General features: G+C 61.3%; 18 protein-coding genes and 1 pseudogene. 11 read left to right on the plus strand and 8 right to left on the minus strand.

The genetic code is table 11. The annotated features are described in order from the left end of the window. Positions 1–73: 73 nt before the first annotated feature. Positions 74–940, plus strand: a complete 867-nt coding sequence (locus VO57_003640) for a LysR family transcriptional regulator (protein XBL70447.1) — start codon at positions 74–76, stop codon at positions 938–940. A 137-nt stretch (positions 941–1,077) separates the two neighbouring features. Beyond that, complete coding sequence (locus tag VO57_003645; protein ID XBL70448.1) at positions 1,078–1,737, plus strand: cation transporter; 660 nt, start codon at positions 1,078–1,080, stop codon at positions 1,735–1,737. Here the strand turns inward: VO57_003645 and VO57_003650 are convergent. Genes VO57_003650 through VO57_003660 form a run of 3 tightly spaced genes read right to left on the minus strand, consistent with a single transcriptional unit; the run spans position 1,721 to position 4,257 of the window. Continuing rightward, positions 1,721–2,968: a cytochrome P450 gene (locus tag VO57_003650; protein XBL70449.1), complete on the minus strand. Its 1,248-nt coding sequence runs from the start codon at positions 2,966–2,968 to the stop codon at positions 1,721–1,723. The two genes, VO57_003645 and VO57_003650, sit on opposite strands and share 17 nt — an antisense overlap. A 3-nt stretch (positions 2,969–2,971) precedes the next feature. After that, positions 2,972–3,472, minus strand: a complete 501-nt coding sequence (gene lspA, locus VO57_003655; GenBank protein ID XBL70450.1) for a signal peptidase II — start codon at positions 3,470–3,472, stop codon at positions 2,972–2,974. Continuing rightward, positions 3,469–4,257 (minus strand): cation transporter, encoded by a 789-nt coding sequence (locus VO57_003660; GenBank protein ID XBL71389.1) that lies wholly within the window; start codon positions 4,255–4,257, stop codon positions 3,469–3,471. The genes lspA and VO57_003660 overlap by 4 nt, the downstream gene beginning before the upstream one ends. 122 nt (positions 4,258–4,379) lie before the next feature. Here VO57_003660 and VO57_003665 point away from each other — a divergent pair, with 122 nt between their 5' ends. Continuing rightward, positions 4,380–4,724 (plus strand): metalloregulator ArsR/SmtB family transcription factor, encoded by a 345-nt coding sequence (locus VO57_003665; protein ID XBL70451.1) that lies wholly within the window; start codon positions 4,380–4,382, stop codon positions 4,722–4,724. 35 nt (positions 4,725–4,759) lie between these two features. Further along, positions 4,760–4,909, plus strand: a pseudogene (locus tag VO57_003670) (multicopper oxidase domain-containing protein). 233 nt (positions 4,910–5,142) lie between these two features. Here the strand turns inward: VO57_003670 and VO57_003675 are convergent. From VO57_003675 to VO57_003695, 5 genes are all read right to left on the minus strand, one after another. After that, the gene (locus VO57_003675; protein XBL70452.1) at positions 5,143–5,568 is read right to left on the minus strand and encodes a hypothetical protein; all 426 of its coding nucleotides are present in this window, start codon (positions 5,566–5,568) and stop codon (positions 5,143–5,145) included. Positions 5,569–5,685: 117 nt separating this feature from the next. After that, complete coding sequence (locus tag VO57_003680) at positions 5,686–6,624, minus strand: DUF2493 domain-containing protein (protein XBL70453.1); 939 nt, start codon at positions 6,622–6,624, stop codon at positions 5,686–5,688. A gap of 349 nt (positions 6,625–6,973) precedes the next feature. After that, positions 6,974–8,014: a toprim domain-containing protein gene (locus VO57_003685; protein XBL70454.1), complete on the minus strand. Its 1,041-nt coding sequence runs from the start codon at positions 8,012–8,014 to the stop codon at positions 6,974–6,976. 96 nt (positions 8,015–8,110) lie between these two features. Further along, positions 8,111–10,168, minus strand: coding sequence for a ParB/RepB/Spo0J family partition protein (locus VO57_003690; protein XBL70455.1), 2,058 nt, complete (start codon positions 10,166–10,168; stop codon positions 8,111–8,113). A gap of 128 nt (positions 10,169–10,296) precedes the next feature. Further along, positions 10,297–11,493 (minus strand): DUF932 domain-containing protein, encoded by a 1,197-nt coding sequence (locus tag VO57_003695; protein ID XBL70456.1) that lies wholly within the window; start codon positions 11,491–11,493, stop codon positions 10,297–10,299. Positions 11,494–11,892: 399 nt separating this feature from the next. On the opposite strand from VO57_003695, the gene VO57_003700 reads away from it, so the two are divergent. From VO57_003700 to VO57_003730, 7 genes are all read left to right on the plus strand, one after another. Next, positions 11,893–12,510 carry a type IV toxin-antitoxin system AbiEi family antitoxin domain-containing protein gene (locus tag VO57_003700; GenBank protein ID XBL70457.1) on the plus strand — a complete coding sequence of 206 codons (618 nt, stop codon included), beginning with the start codon at positions 11,893–11,895 and terminating at the stop codon, positions 12,508–12,510. After that, positions 12,503–13,366, plus strand: coding sequence for a nucleotidyl transferase AbiEii/AbiGii toxin family protein (locus VO57_003705; protein XBL70458.1), 864 nt, complete (start codon positions 12,503–12,505; stop codon positions 13,364–13,366). Before VO57_003700 ends, VO57_003705 begins: the two co-directional genes overlap by 8 nt. A gap of 128 nt (positions 13,367–13,494) precedes the next feature. Next, positions 13,495–13,701: a hypothetical protein gene (locus VO57_003710; protein XBL70459.1), complete on the plus strand. Its 207-nt coding sequence runs from the start codon at positions 13,495–13,497 to the stop codon at positions 13,699–13,701. Continuing rightward, the gene (locus VO57_003715) at positions 13,682–16,090 is read left to right on the plus strand and encodes a type I restriction-modification system subunit M (protein ID XBL70460.1); all 2,409 of its coding nucleotides are present in this window, start codon (positions 13,682–13,684) and stop codon (positions 16,088–16,090) included. Before VO57_003710 ends, VO57_003715 begins: the two co-directional genes overlap by 20 nt. Continuing rightward, positions 16,087–17,400, plus strand: coding sequence for a restriction endonuclease subunit S (locus VO57_003720; GenBank protein ID XBL70461.1), 1,314 nt, complete (start codon positions 16,087–16,089; stop codon positions 17,398–17,400). The genes VO57_003715 and VO57_003720 overlap by 4 nt, the downstream gene beginning before the upstream one ends. After that, positions 17,397–20,447, plus strand: coding sequence for an HsdR family type I site-specific deoxyribonuclease (locus VO57_003725; protein XBL70462.1), 3,051 nt, complete (start codon positions 17,397–17,399; stop codon positions 20,445–20,447). Before VO57_003720 ends, VO57_003725 begins: the two co-directional genes overlap by 4 nt. Further along, positions 20,447–21,163 (plus strand): SprT family zinc-dependent metalloprotease, encoded by a 717-nt coding sequence (locus VO57_003730; GenBank protein XBL70463.1) that lies wholly within the window; start codon positions 20,447–20,449, stop codon positions 21,161–21,163. The genes VO57_003725 and VO57_003730 overlap by 1 nt, the downstream gene beginning before the upstream one ends. The last annotated feature ends 8 nt before the right edge of the window (positions 21,164–21,171 follow it).

The raw sequence follows: 21,171 nt of genomic DNA on the forward strand, positions 1-21,171 counted from the left end.
CTTGAAGTCCTATACTTCGATAGGCATTGACTATGATTGATGCGCGGTTGAAGTTGCGTATGAGGAGGACGTCATGGAAATGAATCAGGTCCGCTACTTTTTGGCGGTTTGCGAGCATCGCAATTTCACCCATGCCGCGAGTGCTTCCAACGTATCGCAACCCTCGCTTACGGCGGCGATCAAAAAACTTGAGGACGAATTGGGCGATGCATTGTTCATCCGAGATCGTGCTGGCTGCCGCCTGACAGCGCTTGGTAAGCTTATGCAGCCAAGATTGGAACGTATGCAGTCTGAGGCAAGGGAGGCAAAAGCCGAGGCTGTCCGACATACGCGGCTAGAAAGAGTCCCGATTAGCATCGGAATAGGTGAAACGATAGGCCATGCCAAAGTCTCGGAGGCCGTCGAACGGTTTCGTCAACGCGTGCCGCAAGCCGAGATAGAACTGATCGTCGACGCAAACGACACTTTGTTGGCGGGACTTCGCGAGGGAGAATTTGATCTCGTGATATCAACAGTAGAGGTCAGTGAGGAGCTTTATCGCATAGACCCACTCTATCAAGAGGCCTATCGTGTGGTTGTGGCGAAAGGTCATCCCCTGTCTGAGTTGCCGGCCGTATCGCTTGCTGATTTGGCAGATACAACCATGTTGGATCGCCCAAATTGTGAAATGCGAGAGGCATTGCATGGGGCGTGCACGGACCATGGTCATACGCTCTATGCGGCATACCGGTCAAACCGCGTGGACTGGTTGGTCGAGCTCGCGCGGCGAGGCTCGGGGGCCGTTATCCTTCCCGAAACGTCGATCCCTGACCATGACAATCTCGTCTCACTTCCGGTAGCCGACATGGAAATTGCAAGAGATGTGGCAGCGCTTCGTTTCCGCCATCAGGCTTCTCGCTCAGAAACAAACGAACTGGTGCGGGAGTTTTCGCGGAACTGAGCTTTGTAAAGAGCGGACATTGGCGCTTCGTGCAGCATCGGTCAAAGTGGGCTCAAACCGGTCATTCGCCGCACCCCGCGCGAACGGCCGCAGTCAGCTTAGCGTAGGATTCCACACTCTCCCGCAAACGACCCCTTATGAGTAGTCAGAAAGATAACCGGCAGGCCAATCTGACGCGCGGCATCCGCGTCGAGATCGCCAGCCTCGTCTACAACATCATCGAGGTCGTCGTATCCGTCACCGTGGGACTTCTGACCGGCAGCGCGGCACTGGTAAGCTGGGGTCTCGACAGCACGGTCGAAGCCACCTCAGCCGCGACGCTGATCTGGCGCTTGAAGGGGGAGAAGGACGGTGCCGGCAAGCGCACGGTCCTGCACCGCAAGAAGGTCGCGCTCTACGTGGTTGCCTGTGCCTTCTGGATCGTCGTCGCGGCGATCCTCTACGAGGCGGTCTCCGCCTTCATTTCGCAGAAGGCGCCGGGCTTCAACTGGTGGGGTATCGCGATTCTGGGTGCTTCGCTCGTGGTCAACCCGTTCCTCGCCTGGGGCAAGTATCGCTATGGCAAACGGCTCGATGCGCCCGCCCTGAAGTACGATGCCAAGGACACCATGATCTGCCAGTATCAGACAATCGTGGTGTTGGCCGGGATCGGTCTGACGCAATGGATGGGCTGGTGGTGGGCCGACCCGGTCGCGGCGCTTCTGATCGTGCCCTACGTTGCGTGGGAAGCGTTTGAGGCCACCAAGGATGCGCGGTCGGTCGAGCCGGAGGAGGCCGACGCTACTGCCGACGCCTGACGTTGCGCATGATGAACCGGGATTTAGGCATGGGCGGCAGTTCTTCGGTTTCCAGATCCAGATCCTGATCTGGCACTTCGTAGTCGATGGCGTTCACGAAGAAACTGCAAAACGCCTTCATCTGGCTGATCGCGATCCACTCGCCCGGACAACGGTGGTTCCTGTGGTGATCACCACCGCCCTGCGGAATGAAGTCGTAGGGGGTGACCTCCCGATCGTGAAACCGCTCGGGCCGGAACTCTTGCGGCGCGTCCCACGAGCGAGCGTCGGTATTTGTGCCGTAGAGGTCGAGCAGAACCCTGTACCCTTTGGAAAAGCGATATCCGCGCCACTCGAAATCACTCTTCACCCGTGCCGCGACCGCGGGAAAGAACGGATACAGACGGCGGACCTCTTGCACGAAAGGTTCGAGCTGTCCCTCGTCGTCCTTCAGCTTTTGCCGCCACTCGGGATGCCGATGCAGGGCATGCGCCGCCTGGGCGATGAACGCAGAGACGGCGACGATCGGGCGTACTACGTTCAGAAGCTCCACGGCGGCAACCTTGGAGGTCAGCAGCTCCCCATTCAGATCGCGCCACGTCGCGACGACATGGGCGGCGCTTTCCTGTCCTGTCTGAAGGCTTCCGTCGCGCAGCCGTTCAATAATCCCGGCTGTCCAACGCTCTGCGCGATGCCGCGCCAGACGCGCACCCCAGTGCTTCCAGCCGACCGCCCCGGCGTCTTGGAAGAGCGCCGTCATCTGCGCCGTCCGCGTCTCGACCTCCGCTTCGGGAAGCGGCACGCCCGACCAGGCGCAGGCAGCTCTGGTGAGGATTTCGCGCACTTCGTCGTAGAGAACGACCTTCTCCGCCGCTTGCCAGTCCCGTGCGTAGCGGTCCAACAGGTCCCGCGTCGTGTTTTCGAGAGCTTCGATCCGCTCCGACGCCATGAGTGACATAAACATCCGCTTCCGATGACGGTGGGCCTCGCCATCGAGCCCCTGGATGCCCTTTTCGCCGAGCAGGGTTCTCTGGATACGCTTCGGCATCGAGCCTGCGCGCACGAGCCCATCCTCGGAATAGAAGACCTCCGCAGCTGCGGCACCAGTCATGCAGATCGTCTTTTGAAAGAGGATGCGGGTCTCGAACAGGTCGCCCTCAAGATCGCGGCATGTGTCCGGAATGAACTCATATGGGTTGCGCAGCAGGGCAAGCGTGCTGTCGATGCCCTTTGCGGATGGAATGCTGGACATCGATTATTTCCCCGTAACGTTTTCTTCTCGGTGGTTACGTTCGGGCTTGTTCTGCGCCGAGCGGAAGCTGTCCCAGAACAGCAGGGCCGCACCGCAGAAAATCGCCACATCCGCAAGATTGAAGGACGGCCAGTGGTATGTTCCGTAATGGAAATCCAGAAAATCCGGGACGGCCTGATAACGCAGCCGGTCGAGGACATTGCCGAGCGCGCCGCCGATGATCAGACCGAGAGCGGCAGCCGTCAGCCTGTCCGGCGCGCGCCACAACCAGATCAGCAGCCATGCCACGATCACGCCAGCAAGCGCGATGAGACCCCACCAAGGCACGATCCCGCCCAGCATACCGAAGCTGACTCCATCGTTCAGAACCCGCACGAGATTGAGAAAGGGTAGAACCTCGACGCCGCGCTCAAGCGCCGGTGTGTTCAGCGCAAGCGCCTTGGTACCCTGATCGAGGCCGAACGCCGCGATCGCGCAGAGCCCGCCCAGAACGCGGCTGTTCATGCCGCTGCCTTCAGATCGGCCCGCGCATCGCGGATGATTGCCCAAGACGAGTGCAGGAACAGTCCGGCGATGCCGAAGGCGACGATGAGGTCCGGCCAGGCGCTGCCCAGCCACGCCACGAGACCGGCGGCAACGACAACCGCCGCATTGCCGATGGCGTCGTTGCGCGAGAATAGCCAGACGGCCCGCATGTTCGCGTCGCCCTTGCGGAACCGCAGCAGCGGCAGAACGGAGATGACGTTGACGACAAGGGCGATCATGCCAAGCAGGCCCATTAGACCTGCATCCGGCGTCGTCCGTTCGAAGACTCGCACGATGGTCGTGCCGAGGACGCCAAGGCCGAGCAGGCCGAGGAAGATGCCTTGGATCAAGGCCGACCGTGCCCGCCAGGCGAGGCTCCAGCCGATGGCCAGCAGGCCAAGGAAGGTGATCGCGCCGTCGCCGATGAAATCGAGCGCATCGGCCTTCACGGCCTGCGATCCGGAAATGAAACCGCCGATCATTTCGAGGACCCCGTATCCCACGTTCAGGATCACGACGATCCAGAGGGCACGGCGGTAGGCCGGGTCCTGATGGGCGGGATTCGGCGGAATGTCTTCATCGCCCTCGATCCGGTCGAAGCCATAGCCTGTCACCGCGACTGCCTTTTCGATGTCCGGCAGGCGCACTTCGGGTGCAGTCAGTGTCATGATGTGCGTCGCGGCCGACACTTTCACATCGCCGGGCGCGACCCCGGCTGCCTGTGCCGCCCGCTCGATCTGCGCGGCATCCTTGGCGCAATCCATACCGGAAACCCGGTAACGGACGGGCGGGACATCTGCCGTCGATCCGGCATTTTCGGTGTTGGCCATGGTCGCGCTATTCCTGCTAGGATGAATCGAAGAACAACATATCAGCGAGGAGTGATATGGCGCAATTGGTCGATGACCGCAAGAGCGCAACCATCGAGCGACGGGCGAAGCTGTTCCGCGGCTTCGCGGACCCGAGCCGCCTGGCCATCCTCGGTGCACTTTGCAACGAGCCATTGGCCGTTCACGAGCTCGTCGAGCGGACCGAACTATCGCAACCCAACGTCTCCAACCATCTGAGGTGCCTGCTGGACTGCGGGCTTGTCGCCAGCGACCGCGAAGGGCGCTTCATCCGTTACCGTATCAGCAACCCGCGCATCACGGTCCTTCTGAACGATGTGGACGCACTTCTCGACGTGGTCGCAAAGGGTGTTGAGGCGTGTGACAATTATCGTGAGGCGTGAGTCAGAACGGACGGCCGGTCGACTCGGCGCAGATCGGTTGGAAAGATGTTGTCCGTGTGCAGGGTCCGACCGGAATCCTGCTGAGGTTCGACAAGCTGGCTTCGGAAGAGACACCATTCATGTATCACTGCCACATCCTCGAACACGAGGATGCGGGCATGATGGGGCAGTTTACGGTCACATAACAGGACCCCACCCGCTCGACACCGGGCGTCGTCAAGAGCTTACGTCTTCTTGCGGCGTTCTATCAGGTGCCGGTGTCGCCTTGTTGAAACGCATTACGGAGTATGTCTAGACCCGAACGGAGAACACCTCGCTAAGCTGCGGGTCCGCCGAAGCGGCCGTCCAGTCGCTCGGCAGCATTCGTCAAAAAGGGCTCGAAGTATGAATTCGCTGCGATCGCTTCGAACGGCCGCTTTCAAACCGGCTGAGGTGATTCTGGCGCTGCAAGGGACGCAATGCGCAGCCATGCAGTGACACCGACAATGATCGCGCCGACGCTGGCGAAGACGAGCGTCAAAGTCTCACCTGCGCCGCCGACTTGTGAGAGACCTTTCACTGCATGGAACCCAGCAAGACCTGCCGGCAAGGCGTAAAGTGCCCCGAGCGCAAGGCGGATGATCGGTGAGCGGATCGTTGCAAAGGCCACCTGCCCGAGAACAAGAGCTGCGGCGCCGACAAACAGTGCGACAACAATGGAGCCGATCAGTCCCGCATCGCTTTCAAACGCATAGTAGCCGACGGTGATGGCGACGAAGAAGGGAAGCGCATATACGGCCAAGCTGAACAGAAGCCAGCAGAGAAAACCGAGGCCGATGACACTGAGCAATGCGGACAGGAACATGGCGGTCTCCTTGTCGAGGGAGCGCCTCCACCAACCGCCACGGCGCTTCTGGCAGTATAGCGAAGAGTAACGCGTGCCGGAACCGTCCGGCGCGCATCAGGTGATGCATATGGCGCATCACGTCGCCTGCGTTGAACTTTGCCGGGACCGGAAGTCGTAAAGCGGCACGCCGAGCTTGCGGGCCTTGTCGGCGAGATTGTCGGTGATCCCGGACCCCGGAAAGAGGATGAGTCCGATGGGCATGGCCTCGAGAAGCACGTCGTTGCGCTTGAACGGTGCGGCCTTGCCGTGGCGTTTCCAGTCCGGCTTGAAGACGATTTGCTGGCATTTGCGGGCGTCGGCCCAGCAGGCGGCGATCTTCTCGGCGCCTTTGGGCGATCCGCCATGCAGCAGCACCATGTCGGCGTGTTTGGCCATCACTCGGTCGAGCGCCTTCCAGATGGCCCGATGATCGGTGACGTCGAGCCCGCCAGAGAATGCGACGCGTGGCCCGGTTGGCAGAAGTGGTTCGATCTCCGCGCGCCGCTTCGCCGTCAGATAGTCGCGGCTGTCGATCATGGAGGCCGTCAGCGTGCGGTGGCTGATCCGCGATCCCGAGTGCGGACGCCAGGTCTGGCCAATATGGGTCTCGAAGTGATCAGCGGCGATGTCGCGCATGAGTTCGTAGGCGTTGCGCCGCTCGATCAGCGTGACGCCCTGCGCCGTCAGGGCTTCGAGTTCGACAGAGCGTACTTCGGAACCGTCCTGTTCGCGCTGCGAGCGTTTCTGGGCCTGTTCGTTGTCGTCGAGGTCGCGATCGACACGGGCCGCTGTGCGATGAAACAGGTTCGTCACGGACCAAAAAAGGTCTTCGAGGTCCGGTTCCAGCCGCGTGTCGCCCAGCGTCGCGGCGAGCGCGTCGAAGATGTCCGTCATCGCGCCCTGGAGGGCGTCGATTTCGGGTAAAGGTCTCGAATCGGGCTCGTCGGCGAAAGGCCGATAGCCGTAGAGTTGCAATTCTTCGAGCACGGCGGCGGTTGCGGAACTGGCGTGTCGTTCGATGGTCTCGGCTGTCATGGGATCGTCTCCTGTTCGGCGTGGGCCGCGCCTCTCGCGGCCTTCCCGAGCGACGGAAAAGCGGGGGCTGGCCGGGACTGCACCGCCGTTCCCGGCGGCCGGAGCCACAGGCGGAGGACGGCGGAGGCGGCGCTCTTTTGCTTCGCGATGCAAAGCCGGGCGCACACATGGTCTGTTTTGCCACGCGGAACGCGTGGGTGGGCCCGGCGGCGGAAAAGAGCGCCGCCGCAGCCGTTGCCTGCCGGGCCGGGCTCCGCTCCGTCTCGCTCCTCCCGGAAGGCCGAAGGCGTGACTCTCGGGCAAGGAGACGACGATGTAGGCGAGAGCCGCGACAGGCCTGCTCAGCTGCTCAGGGATCGCAGGAAAGCAGCCGCGATAGATCAGCCGTGGCCAATTGCGGGCCGAGATGCGCCCGCAGGTCTTCTCGTCCGAGCTTGCGGAGATCTTCGTTGAAATCATCGCCAAGGGGAGCAAGCCGGATCGTCTCGATGCCGACGGCATCTGCGCGTTCCGTCAGTTTGTCAGCCGCCATGGCGCCTGCTTCGTCGGCGTCGGCCGCGATATAGAGACGCCGAAGCCCTGCCGGCAGGATCAGCGCGGCGAGATGGTTGGCCGATAACGCGGCGATGACCGGCAGGTCGGGTAACGCCATGCGCAGTGACAGCGTGCTTTCAAGCCCTTCGCCGGCAGTGAGAATGTCGGTCGCGATGCCGACCCGCACACCGTGCCCGAGCAGATGCCCCATCGCCTTGCGCGGTGAGTCAAGCGGGGCCTTGCGAGCCGTCGCCGGATCGAGCCAGGTGCGGTGGACGCCGGTGAGATTGCCTTGTCCGTCCGTGACCTTCGCGAGCAATGCGGGCCAAGTCTCCGACGGTGCATCTTTCGGCTGACCTTCACGCCAATAGTAGCAGCACGGATGAAATCGCAGCGCTGGCGCGCCGCCAAGCCCGGAAAGACCGCGTCGATGAAGATAGCGCTCGGCGAGCGTTCCACCGAGCGGTCTTCCCATGGCGAAGAGGCGCCGTGCAGCCTCCGGCGATCCGGTGGAGGCAACCACGCGTTCGCGAGTTGGCGGTTCAGGTCGTGGGAGGTTCAGAAAGATCCTTGCCTCATCAAGCGTCTCGCCGAAGGAACGAAGTTGGCGGGCGCCGGCAATGAGATCTAGCAGGTCACCATGTTCGCCCGTGGCGGCGTCGGTCCATTTGCCGGCAGCGCCAGGACCGTGGGTTGGTCCAGTGAGGCGAACGTAAAGACTGCGACCGGGCGTGTTCTCGATGTCGCCGACGATCCAGTAGCGGCCCTGCTTGCGGCCGTTGGAGAGGTAATGGCGGCAGACGGCCTCCGCCTCGCGGCCGAGCCGTCCTGCAATCTCGGATGCAGCGCTGTTCATTTGCGCCTCCATGCTGAGAGCAAAAAAGAAGGAGCCCGCCACAATGGGCGGGCTCCAGGGGCGGCTGCGGGAGCCGTTGGGGGGCTTGGCTCCCGGTCACTCGGCCGCAGTGGCGAAGGCGTTGCCGGTGACAGGTTCATCATCGGTGATGACGGCGGAATCGCCCATGGCCGGTTTGCCGCCGTTATCCGCCGATTGCGCTTCGCTTTCAGGGAGAGTCGGCATGCGCAGTACTTCGGGCAACCAACCGGTTCCTTCGAGAAGCTCTTCGGCCGCCGCGACCATGTCCGGTTTCTTGAGGCCGGCGATGCGGTCGGATGCTTCCGCGCCCTTCGCCTCGCGCACGGCCTCCAGAATGCGGGCCTTGGTGACGCGAGCGAGATAGCTCTCGCTGGTCGGCGCCCAGCCGGCCGCCGCCATGTCGAGCCCGAGCGTTGCCGCCAGCACGTCGGCATGGGCGAGCGCCCGCGGACGGCGGTTGTACGGTTCCTGGACGGCGTTGACGGTCATGGCGACGCAATGCGCGAACAGCGCCTCGCGGCTATCGTTGTCGAACCCGACCAGCGCCTCCCACAGATCCTCAGGCGCTTTCGGCAGCGCCCCTAGCCAGCTCGTCGTGCGATCGTCGATGCTGAGCGCGTAAGCCGTGTCGCCCAGGCCCGGCACCTGGGCGCCGAAACCGGCGCTGTGCGGGGTGACCTCGACGCAGCTATCCAGCGGATAGTGATAGAAGAGCCGAAGCGTCATCGCATGCAGGGCAGCGAAGAACGCCGTCTGCGGATCGTTGGCGAGCGCGTCGCGCAGGGCGAGCGTGCGATGCGCTGTCAGTTCCATGACGAGGCGATCGGATAGCGGCTTCAGGCTATCGTCTTCTTCTTCGGTCTCATCGCTGGAATCCACGATCTTGGCGTCATCGACCTGCTCATCAGCGGGAGCGTCGGTCAAATCGGCACCATCCTGACCATCGGTCTCGACCGGGGGTTCGTCCTCGGGACGGACATAGCCGCGCTCGACGCGCAAGCGACCGTCATGGCCGATGCTGACGAAGACGCCGGCCATGGCGATTTCGTCCGGCTCGAAGCGGACGGGCCGCTCCTGCAAGGTCTCCATCGCCGTTTCGATCTCGCCGAGCCGGATGTCGATCTCTTCCGGGAACTCCTCGGCGCTGGCGTACTCGTCTTCGAGCCGATCGTATTCAGCCTTGAGCGCTTCTAAGCTGGCCGTCTCCTCGTCGCTCATCGGCTCGGGCTCGCCGATAATCCGGCGCAGACCGTAGGTGTGGCCGTAAGGGAAGTCGGTTCCGATCTCGATCCATTTCCAGCCTTCGGCGCGGATCGCTTCGGCCTCCCGTTCGAGCTTTTCGTCGACGAGCTTCGCAAGCAGGCCGGCGTCCTGCAGCCAACCGCCATCATCGGACTGGAAGAGATCGCGCAGGATGACGCCGCCGGCGGCTTCATAGGCGTCGAGCCCGACGAACTGCGCCCGGCGATCGGAAGCGCGCACGGCGCCTTCTGTCAGCATACGGCGGATTTCGTAGGGCTGCTTTACGTAGGTCCGCTTGATCGATTCCCAGACCTGTTCCTGGCGCTCATGATCGGGATTGATCGTGAAGGCCATGAGCTGGTCGAGCGTCATTTCCTCCTCGGCATAGGCGTCGAGGAGCGACGGCGCGAGGGCAGCGAGCTTAAGCCGTTGCTTGACGACATTCGCCGAGACGAAGAAGGCCGCCGCGATCTCTTCCTCGCTCTTGCCCTTCTCCCGCATCGCCTGGAAGGCGCGGAACTGGTCGAGCGGATGAAGCGGCGCACGCTGAACATTTTCGGCGAGGCTGTCCTCTTCGGCGAGGCCGTCGGTGCGCACGATGCAGGGCACAGGCGCGGTGCGGTTCAGCCGCTTCTGCTTAACCAGAAGTTCGAGCGCCCGGTAGCGGCGTCCGCCGGCGGGGATCTCGAACATGCCGGTTTCAGCGCCGTCCTCGTCCAGCACCGGCCGGACGGTGATCGAGGATAAAAGCGTGCGCCGGGCGATGTCCTCGGCAAGCTCCTCGATCGAGACGCCGGCCTTGACGCGCCGGACATTGGACTGGCTCAGCACCAGCTTGTTGAAGGGGATGTCGCGCGAGGCGCTCAAGCGTATTTTCTGAGACTTGGTCATGTCAGTTCTCCGCGACGGGCCGGCCGAAAGCCTCTCTCTCGACCTCCAAACCCGTCACGAAAAAACCGGCCTGCCTCTTCCTCTTCAGGAAGCGACGGACCGAAGACAGACAGAGCGTCGATTTCAGACTACGCCGCGCGCTCCAGAAGTTTCTTCGCCTTGCCCTCCATATCGAGCCGGGCGTCCTGCTGCGGCTTCGACCGGGCGACCGCGGTGATGCCCTGCACGAAGTCGAACACGGACTCGGGCGGGCGACCTTCCTCGACAAGGACCGTCTCGACGATCCTGGCCGTCTCCGCCTTGGAGAAGCCCCGCTTGCGGAGGAAGTCGGTGCGGTCGTCGTCACTGCGGGCGACGATCCGCTCGCGCGCCGCACGGATACCTTCGACGAAGGGGCGTGGCGAGGAATCGGCGAAGCGGGTCAGCGCCGGCGCCGCCTCATGCGCGAAGCGATTGGCGGCGTATTTCGAATGCCGGATGCTGATCTCCTGGAAATCCTCGACGCCCCAGAGATTGCGGTTCTGGCAGACGGCCCGCAGATAGAAGCTGGCGATGCCAAGCGTCTTCGCGCCGACCTCCGAGTTCCAGCAATAGAACCCCCGGAAATAAAGGTCCGGCGATCCATCCGGCAGCTTGCCCGCCTCGATCGGGTTCATATCGTCGACCAGGAAGAGGAAAACGTCGCGATCCGAGGCGTAGAGCGTCGTCGTGTCCCTGATGATGTCGACCATCGGGTTGTAGGTGCCGCTCGACCAATCGAGCGTGCCAGGAACCTTCCAGCGCGTGTCGCCGGTGCCGTTGCCTGCGATCTTCTGCACGGCGGCGACAAGTTCGTGGTCATAGATGCGGCCATAGTCAGGCCCAGTGACGGCGCGCAACTCCGTGCGCCCGTCCTCGGTCTCCAACGTCTTGATCTGCTCGGCGCGGTGCGCGGTGAGCCCGTACTGCAGATTGATGCCCGCGAGCGGCGCCGGAAGCTGGCGCAGATAGGCCGCAGGCGCGCTGACCAGGCTGGCGAGCTGGCCGAAGCTCCAATGGGTCGGTGCCACCGGCGCCTCCGCATCGGGCAGGACAAGCGCCAGGTTTTCCGGATCGTCGCGATGCGCCTCGACGCGGATCGCGGCGCTTTCGATCGTCCGCGTGCGGCTGCGCTCGGCGCGGCCCTTCACCGAGGCGTAGAGCTCCGACAGGGACAGATAGCGCTCGTCATCCGGCCGGGAAAACCATTCCGAGGAGACGCGGCCGATCCGCTCGCCGCGCGATGCATCCACTTTATAACCGCCGCTCGCGTCGCGCCGGCCGTCCAGAGTTTCAAGGTTCGTCATGGGTCAATCTCCGCGACGGGCCGGCCGGGAGCCTCTCTCTCGACCTCCAAACCCGTCACGGCGAAAGCCGCCGAACTCTTGCTCTCTGGGGGCGTTGCGGGGTCTCCCCGCAGAAGGGGTCGACCGGGACCTGGGCCCGGACGCAGGGGAAGGCTTTCCCCAGACAGACTTCCAACGAGCAGTCGACTTGGTACCAATTAGCGGAACATTGACTCCCAATCAGCCGAAGCGGAACTTCCGCTCCTCCGACAGCCCGGTCCGTAGGGAGATGCCCCTCTTCCTTTGCTGGCTGGATCAGGGTTCTGCGGTCGACTTCACCAACGCTTTGTCTTTCCCTTCACCGTTGTGTGTGATACAAAACCTCACACTATGAATTCTGAAGTGCGAGAATATATATCCATGCCCCAGGCCCGATCCCAGCGCGATATCGCCCGCGATCTTCTCGCGGCGCGTGGGATTCTGCGCCTTGCGGAACTCAGAGACGCCGGCGTGACCGCCGCAACCGTCAGCCGCATGGAGAAGGATGGTGAGGTGATCCGCCTGGCGCGCGGGCTCTACCAGCTTCCTGACGCAGAGCTCGACGCAAACCATAGCCTTGCCGAAGCGGCCAAGCGTTTCCCCAAGGGCGTGATTTGCCTCGTCTCGGCGCTCGCCTTTCACGGACTCACGGATCAGCTTCCCAGGAAGGTGTGGATGGCGATCGGTCGGAACGACTGGACGCCGAAACCGAGCGACATGCCGATCCGTGTGCTGCGTTTCTCGGACGATCTGCTTGCTGAAAGCGTCGAGACGCATGTGATTGAAGGCGTATCGGTCAAGATATTTGGCGTGGCGAAGACCGTTGCTGACTGCTTCCGGCATCGTGGCAAGATCGGTCTTCCTGTCGCGCTTGAGGGCCTGCAGGAATCCCTGCGTCAACGTAAAGCCACGCCGGCCGAGATCGCCAGGGCTGCTGATACAGGCGGGGTCGGCACGGTGATCCGCCCCTATCTGGAGGCGCTGACCGCCAATGGCTAAGGAGATCAGGAATATCGGCGCCTCGGTGCGCGCGCGGCTCCTCAACCTATCCAAGGCGAACGGGCAGAGCTTCGATCTGGTGCTCACGCGCTTCGCGCTGGAGCGCCTTCTGTTCCGGCTCAGCCAGTCACCCCATGCCGACCGCTTCGTGCTGAAAGGCGCCATGCTGATGATGAGCTGGTTCGACGATCCGCACCGCGGGACGCGCGATCTCGATCTGCTGGGTTTCGGCGACCCGAGCGAAGCCGCGATGCTGGCGACATTCCGGGACATCCTCGCTCAGGATGCCGAAGACGGCGTCGTGTTCGATCCGGACACGCTGCGCATCGATCGCATTCGCGAGGAGCTCGACTATGGCGGTCTCCGGCTGCGTGCGATCGCTTCGGTCGGCGGCGCCCGGATCAACCTCACGATCGACATCGGCTTTGGCGATGCGCTGGAGCCTGGGGCGGAAGTCGTCGACTACCCCGTCATGCTCGACCTCCCCGCGCCGAGGCTGCGTGCCTATGCGCGAGAGACGGTCATTGCCGAGAAGTTCCAGGCGATGGTGGCGCTGGGCCGGGTGAACAGCCGGATGAAGGACTTCTACGACATCTGGGTTCTCAGCCGGTCATTCACCTTCGATGACGACAGGCTTGCGCAGGCTATCGCGGCGACTTTCGCGCGGCGCAAGACACCGATACCGACCGAGCTGCCCGATGCGCTCACCCCGGCATTTGCGGCGGATGAACAGAAGCAGCGGCAGTGGCGCGCCTTTGTCGAAGACCTTTCCGTGAATCCTGGCGAATTGGGCGACGTGGTAGGAGAGCTAAGAGTTTTTCTTATGCCTTACGCCTCCGTCGCGAGAGCAATCTGAAGACAAGGCGGACTGATCCGTCCGACGCGCCGACGCAAGGGTCGTGATTTCGACCGCGGATATAGTGGGGTTACATGACGCCCCACTTTCTCCTACACATATGTGTATCCATTGGCTACACTGCACCGATGGAAAAGGATGTCGGGCTACGCATCAGGGTACAGCGTGAGCTGCGCGAGCAGTTCGTGGCCGCCTGCCGTGCCGAAGACAAGCCGGCCGCGCAGGTGATACGCGAATTTATGCGCTCATACGTGAGCGACCAAAAGCGGTCGCAAGTCGTTGCCGACTCGACCAACAAGAATACGATGGGGTCGCATGGCAATAAAGAAATCTGAAATCTATCGTTCGCTCTGGGCAAGCTGCGACGCGCTTCGCGGCGGCATGGATGCGAGCCAATATAAGGACTACGTGCTCTCGCTGCTGTTCATCAAATACATCAGCGACAAGTACGCAGGCGAGCCCTACGCCCCGATCACCGTACCGGATGGCGCAAGTTTCGCCGACATGGTGGCGCTCAAGGGAAAGCCGGATATTGGCGACCAGATCAACAAGAAGATCATCGCCCCGCTTGCGAGCGAGAACCAGCAGCTCTCACAGGCCGACTTCCCTGACTTCAACGACTCGGTGAAGCTCGGCGACGGGAAGGAGAAGGCCGATCGTCTCACCAACCTGATTGCGATCTTCGAAAGCCCTTCCCTCGATTTCAAGGGCAACCGCGCGGACGGCGATGATATTCTGGGCGATGCCTATGAATATCTCATGCGTCACTTCGCGACGGAGAGCGGCAAGAGCAAGGGGCAGTTCTACACGCCCGCCGAAGTCAGCCGCATCATGGCGCAGTTGCTCGGCATCAAGGATGCCGCGACCAGCTCGCAGACCACTGTTTACGATCCAACGTGCGGCTCAGGCTCGCTGCTCCTGAAGGTCGGCGATCAGGCCGGGACGACGGTCACCTTATACGGACAGGAGAAGGATGCGGCGACGAGCGGTCTCGCGCGCATGAACATGATCCTGCACGACTACCCGACTGCTGAGATCCGGCAGGGCAACTCGCTCGCCGATCCCAAGTTCCTCGATGGCGAGGCGCTCAAGACCTTCGACTATGTCGTTGCTAATCCCCCCTTCAGCGACAAGCGCTGGACAACCGGCCTCGATCCCGCCAACGATCCGCACGACCGATTCAAGGCTTACGGCGTGCCGCCTGCGAAGCAGGGCGACTACGCCTACCTTCTGCACATCATCCGTTCTTTGAAGAGCACCGGCAAAGGCGCCTGCATTCTGCCACACGGCGTTCTGTTTCGCGGCAATGCCGAGGGTGAAATCCGGCGCAAGCTCGTGCGCAAGGGCTACATCCGCGCGATCATCGGCCTGCCGGCCAACCTATTCTATGGCACCGGCATTCCCGCCTGCATTGTCGTGATCGACAAAGAAGGCGCCCACGCCCGCAAGGGCATTTTCATGATCGACGCGAGCCAGGGTTTCATAAAGAACGGGCCGAAGAACCGGCTGCGCTCGCAGGACATCCACCGCATCGTCGATGCCTTCTGGAAGGGCAAGGACATTCCCGCCTATGCCCGCATGGTGCCGCTCGAAGAGATTGAAAAGAAGAACGACTTCAACCTCAACCTACCCCGCTACATCGATAGCCAAAAGGAAGTGGATCGGCAGGATATCGAGGGGCACCTTCGCGGCGGCATTCCGGCGGCCGATATCGACGCCCTGCAAGCCTATTGGGATGTTTATCCGTCACTTAAGCAGGCGCTGTTCGAAGAATGCCGCCCCGGCTACTTCGCGCTGCGGATCGACAAGGCGGATGTTCGGACAACCATCTTCGAGCACCCCGAATTCGTATCCTTCCGTGAAGATATGCGGCGGCACTTCGATGCGTGGCGCCAGCGTACCGCGGCATACCTGAAGGGCCTCGAAGCGGGCAGCCTTCCGAAGGATGTGATCTTCGAAGTCTCCGAGAACCTGCTGGCTCACTACAGCGGAAAGCCGCTGGTGGATAAGTACGACGTCTACCAGCACCTGATGGATTACTGGTCCGAGGTGATGCAGGACGATTGCTATCTAATCGCCGCCGATGGCTGGGTTGCCGAGACCTACCGCATCATCGAAAAGGGAAAGAACGGCAAGGAAAGGGATAAGGGCTGGGCCTCCGATCTGATCCCGAAGGGATACGTCGTTGCGCGCTTCTTTGCCGATGAGCAGGCCGAGATCGGCGGTCTCGCCTCAGAGCTCGAGGCCGTTGAAGCGCAGAAGGCCGACCTTGAGGAAGAGCACGGCGGGGATGAGGGCGCGTTCGCTGAGCTGGAGAAGATCAATAAAGTGAATGTTAACGCCCGCCTCAAGGAGATCAAAGGCGATCCTGACGCCAAGGAGGAAGCCCAGATGCTCAAGAGCTGGCTGAAACTGAATGACGCCGAAAGCGATCTGAAAAAGAAGATCAAGGACGCCGAGTCGAAGCTCGATAAGGCCGCCTACGAGAAGTACCCCGACCTAACGGCTGACGAGATCAAGGCGCTTGCTGTCGATGACAAGTGGCTCGCAGCGGTACAGTCGGTGATCGAGGATGAGATGGATCGGATCAGCCATTCGCTAGCTGAACGCGTGCGCACCCTCGCAGATCGGTACGAGTTCCCGCTGCCGGAACTTATTGCACGGGTGGCGAATCTTGAAGCTAGAGTAAATATTCATCTTGAGCGCATGGGGTATCCGCAATGACGGCCCTGTTGCTCAGCTCCCTAGATGACGAAAGTTCACCGGAGCCGCCTGTTGCCGCTCTCCGTGATGTGCGCTCCGATGGTAACATCCCAAAGGGATGGGAGCTTGCACAACTCACCACCGTGGCTCAGCTAGAGAGTGGCCATACTCCTAGCAGAAAAAAACCGGAATATTGGGGGGGTGGAATTCCGTGGTTGTCACTCCATGACACGGATATTCTGGACAGTTTCGAAGTATTTAATACTTCTCAGAGCATTACGCAGAAGGGCATAGACAATTCGTCTGCGCGAGTTTTGCCCAAAGGCACGGTGGTTTTTTCCCGGACGGCTACGGTTGGCAAGGCTACGGTGCTCGGCAGGGAGATGGCCACTAGCCAGGATTTTGCCTGCTACATCTGCGGCCCTCGTGTTCAAAATCACTTTTTGGTTTATCTTTTTCGACACATGGCCCCTGAATGGCGCCGGTATATGGCGGGAAGTACCCACAACACCGTCTATATGCCGGTTTTTCGTACCCTTCGGGTTCCTCTGCCGCCGCGACCAGAACAGGAAGCTATTGCAGAAGCGTTGCGCGACGCCGATGCTCTTATCGAATCCCTTGAACGACTGATTACGAAGAAGCGTGCGGTCAAGCAGGGTGCGGCCCAAGACCTGCTTTCCGGTCGCATGCGTCTTCCGGGTTTTGGTGAGGAATGGAAATATCCGCCGTTTGGCTCCGTCTTTGAATTTCTAGCAACCGCGACGAACTCGAGAGCCGACCTCAAGCCTGAGGGCGATGCATACTATGTTCATTACGGTGATATACATACGCGTTTCCACACGCACTTGGATTTCCGTGCCTCGACCCCACCCAAGATAACCCGCGCGAGGTGTCCTGCCGCCGCGACACTCCGGAACGGTGACTGGATCATGGCCGATGCCTCTGAGGACTTTGATGGTGTGGGTAAGTCGGTTGAGGTTCGCGGGTTGGGCCCGGACGACGTCGCTGTCGCTGGCCTGCACACCTTTCTGCTGAGAGAACGGGTGCCGACTTTCGTGCCTGGTTTCAAAGGGCATCTTGGCGCGGCGGAATATCTCCGAAAACAGTACATGCGCGTCATGACGGGCATGAAGGTCTATGGCGTTTCCAAAACTGCGTTGCGCGATCTTTTGATCCCAGTTCCACCCGCCGACGAGCAAGCTGCCTTGGTCGAAGTCCTCGATGACTTCAACGCGGATATTGCTGCTTTGGAGACCAGACTCGGAAAGGCCCGTCAGATCAAACAGGGCATGATGCACGAGTTGCTGACGGGGAGGGTGCGGCTGGTATGAGCGATGTGCGCAAGGCGGAGAGAGCGACCCAGCGGCGCGTAATCGAGTTATTTCGCGATCAGCTTGAATATCGCTTTCACGGTGACTGGTCTGACCGGGCTGGCAACAGCAACATCGAGGAAGGGCATCTCACCGCCTGGCTTGAGCGCCGGGGATACACGGCGGGGCAGATCAGCGCCGCGCTGCTGCGCTTGCGCACCGAGGCGACGAACAGCAGCCGGAGCCTCTACGCCAACAACGAGGCCGTCTATGGGCTCTTGCGTTATGGCGTGGCGGTGAAGGTCGAGGCCGGAAAGCCGTCCGAGACCGTGCATCTGATCGACTGGAACGAGCCGCTCAAGAACGACTTCGCAATTGCTGAAGAGGTAACCCTTAAGGGCGGGCATGAGCGTCGACCCGATCTCGTTCTGTATGTGAACGGAATTGCCGTTGGCGTGCTGGAGTTGAAGAACAGCCGCGTCAGCATCGGCGATGGTATTCGGCAGAGCCTCTCCAACCAGCGGCCCGAATTCAATGCGTGGTTCTTTTCCACGGTGCAGTTCGTCTTCGCCGGCAATGACGCCGAGGGACTGCAATACGGCGCCATCGGCACGCAGGCGAAATACTTCCTGAAATGGAAGGAGGACGAGCAGGAGGATGATGGTTATAAGCTCGACAAGTATCTTGCGAAGCTCTGCCGCAAGGAGCGGCTGATCGAGCTGATGCGCGACTTCATCCTGTTCGACGCCGGCGTCAAGAAGCTGCCCCGCCCGCATCAGTATTTCGGGATCAGGGAAGCGCAGGAATTCGTCAGACGCCGCGAGGGCGGCATCATCTGGCACACGCAGGGTTCCGGCAAGAGCATCGTCATGGTGCTGCTTGCCAAGTGGATTCTGGAGAACAATCCAAACGCGCGCGTAGCCATCATCACCGACCGCGATGAACTCGACAAGCAGATCGAAGGGGTGTTCGAGGGCGTTGGCGAGCCAATCGCACGGGCCAAAAGCGGGCGCGATCTACTGGCAAAGCTGAGCGAGGCGACGCCGCGGTTGCTCTGCTCGCTCGTGCACAAGTTCGGCAAGCGTGATGTCGAAGACTTCGACGCCTGGATCAAGGACATGGAAGGGCAGCCGAGCCCGACCATGGGCGAGATATTCGTGTTCGTGGACGAGTGCCACCGGACGCAGAGCGGCAAGCTGCACCGCGCCATGAAGGCGATGATGCCGAACGCCGTTTTCGTCGGCTTCACCGGAACGCCGCTGCTGAAACGCGACCGGGCGACGACGCTGGAAGTCTTCGGCCGCTATATCCACACCTACAAATTCAGCGAAGCGGTCGAGGACAAGGTCGTGCTCGACCTTGTTTATGAGGCGCGCGATATCGATCAGCGCCTTGGTTCGGAAGAGAAGATTGAAGGCTGGTTCGAGGCCAAAACGAAGGGGCTCAACGACTGGCAGAAGGACGAGCTGCGCAAGCGATGGGGGACGATGCAGAGCGTGCTCAGTTCGCGCTCGCGCATGAACCGCGTGGTCGAGGATGTGCTGTTCGATTTCAGCGTTAAGCCGCGCCTGTCGAGCCAGCGCGGAAACGCCATTCTGGTGGCGTCGAGCATCTTCGAGGCCTGCCGCTATTTCGAGCTGTTTCAGGGCACGACGCTGAAAGGAAAATGCGCCCTCATCACCTCTTACAATCCCAATGCGCAGGATGTGACAAAGGAGGAGATCGGCGCGAACTCCGAAACCGACAAGCAATATGTCTACAACACCTATACGGGGCTGTTGAAGGATGTGGTGCCGCAAGGCGGCAAGACCAAGACCGAAACCTACGAGGACGAGGCGAAGGCGCTGTTCGTAAGACAGCCCGCTAACATGAAGCTGCTGATCGTGGTGGACAAGCTGCTGACTGGCTTTGACGCGCCGGCCTGCACGTACCTTTACATCGACAAATCGATGCAGGATCACGGGCTCTTTCAGGCAATCTGCCGGACCAACCGGCTTGACGGCGAGGACAAGGAGTTCGGCTACATCGTCGATTATAAGGACCTGTTCAAGAAGGTCGAGAATGCGATTGCCGTCTATTCGTCCGAACTGGATGACAGCGCGCCGGGCGGTTCGCCGGAAGTGCTGTTGCAAGATCGCCTGACGAAGGGCCGCGAGCGCCTCGAAGATGCGCTCGAAGCTATCGAAGTGCTATGCGAGCCGGTCGAGCCGCCGAAGGGCGATCTCGACTACATTCACTATTTTTGCGGCAACACCGAAATTCCGTCGGACCTGCTGGAGCGTGAGCCGCAGCGCGCGATGCTTTACAAGACCGTCGCCAGCCTTGTGCGCGCCTATGCCGGTATAGCCGATGAGATGGAAGAAGCAGGGTACGACCAGGCCGACATCAAGCGGATCAAACACCGGGTTGAGCACTACCTTGCCATTCGCGACATCGTCCGCAACGCCAGCGGCGAAACGCTCGACCTCAAGGCGTATGAGGCCGACATGCGCCACCTGATTGATACCTATATCGAGGCGGACGAGCCGAGGAAGATTTCTCCGTTCGATGAAATCAGCCTGCTCGACCTGATCGTCAAATCTGGCATCGCCGATGCGATCGCCTCGCGGCTGGGCAGCCTGAAGGGCAACAAGGACGCCATCGCCGAGACGATCGAGAACAACGTTCGCAGCAAGATCATCAAGGAGCATCTGAACGATCCTGCCTTCTATGACAGCATGGCGGCACTGCTGAGCGAGATCATCAGGAACCGGCGCGAGAAGGCGATCCAGTACGAGGAATATCTCAGGCAAATCGCCGCGTTGATTAACCGCGTCGATGCGGGCAAGGCCGACAGCACGCCGCCGCGCCTCGACACGCCCGGCAAGCGCGCCCTCTACAACAACCTCGAGAACGATGAAGATCTGGCGTTGCGGCTGGATCTGGCGGTCAGGACGAATGCGCCTGACGGCTGGCGCGGTGTCGAACCGAAGGAGCGCGTCATCAAGAAATCCCTCTACCGGGAGCTTGGCGACAAGGACGAGGTCGAGCGCGTCTTTCTCATCATCAAGGCCCAGAAGGAGTATTGATGATCAGCGAATTGCAGCTTGGCGATCTCTCAGTCGATGTGGTGCTGAAGGACATCAAGAATGTCCATCTCAGCGTTCACCCGCCGACTGGCCGCGTGCGCATCGCCGCGCCCTGCAATATGAGTGAGGACGCGATCCGGCTGTTCGCGATTTCAAAGCTGGGCTGGATTAAGCGCCATCAGCGCCGGCAACAGGCGCAGGAGCGCGAAACCCCGCGGGAATATATCGAACGCGAGAGCCATTACCTCTGGGGGCGGCGCTATCTTCTGCGCATCGTCGAGGGCGCTTCACGCAGCTACGTCGCAAGAAGCCATCGTCACATCGAGCTTGGCATTCCTGCCGGGACCGATCTTGAGAAGCGGCGCGCCATGCTCGACGGCTGGTACCGCGAAGAACTGCGCGGGGCGGCGGCGGCGCTGATCGACCGGCAGCAGCAGCAGCTTGGCGTAAAGGTGCGGCGCTTTTTCATTCAGCGCATGAAGACGAAGTGGGGCGGCAGCAGCCCGCAGCGCGGAACCATCCGTCTAAATCTGGAGCTGGCCAAGAAAGACATTGAGTGCCTAGATTACGTGATCCTGCACGAGCTCGCACACTTCATCGTGCCCGACCATAGCGAAGGGTTCATCACACTACTCGACCAGCACATGCCGAATTGGCGGCAGGTGAAGAAGCACTTGAACGACCTTCCACTGGGGGAGTGGCCGCCAAACAAATAGAAACGTGA

Source organism: Citromicrobium bathyomarinum (assembly GCA_001306305.2).
In the GTDB taxonomy this organism is placed as follows: domain Bacteria; phylum Pseudomonadota; class Alphaproteobacteria; order Sphingomonadales; family Sphingomonadaceae; genus Alteriqipengyuania; species Alteriqipengyuania bathyomarina.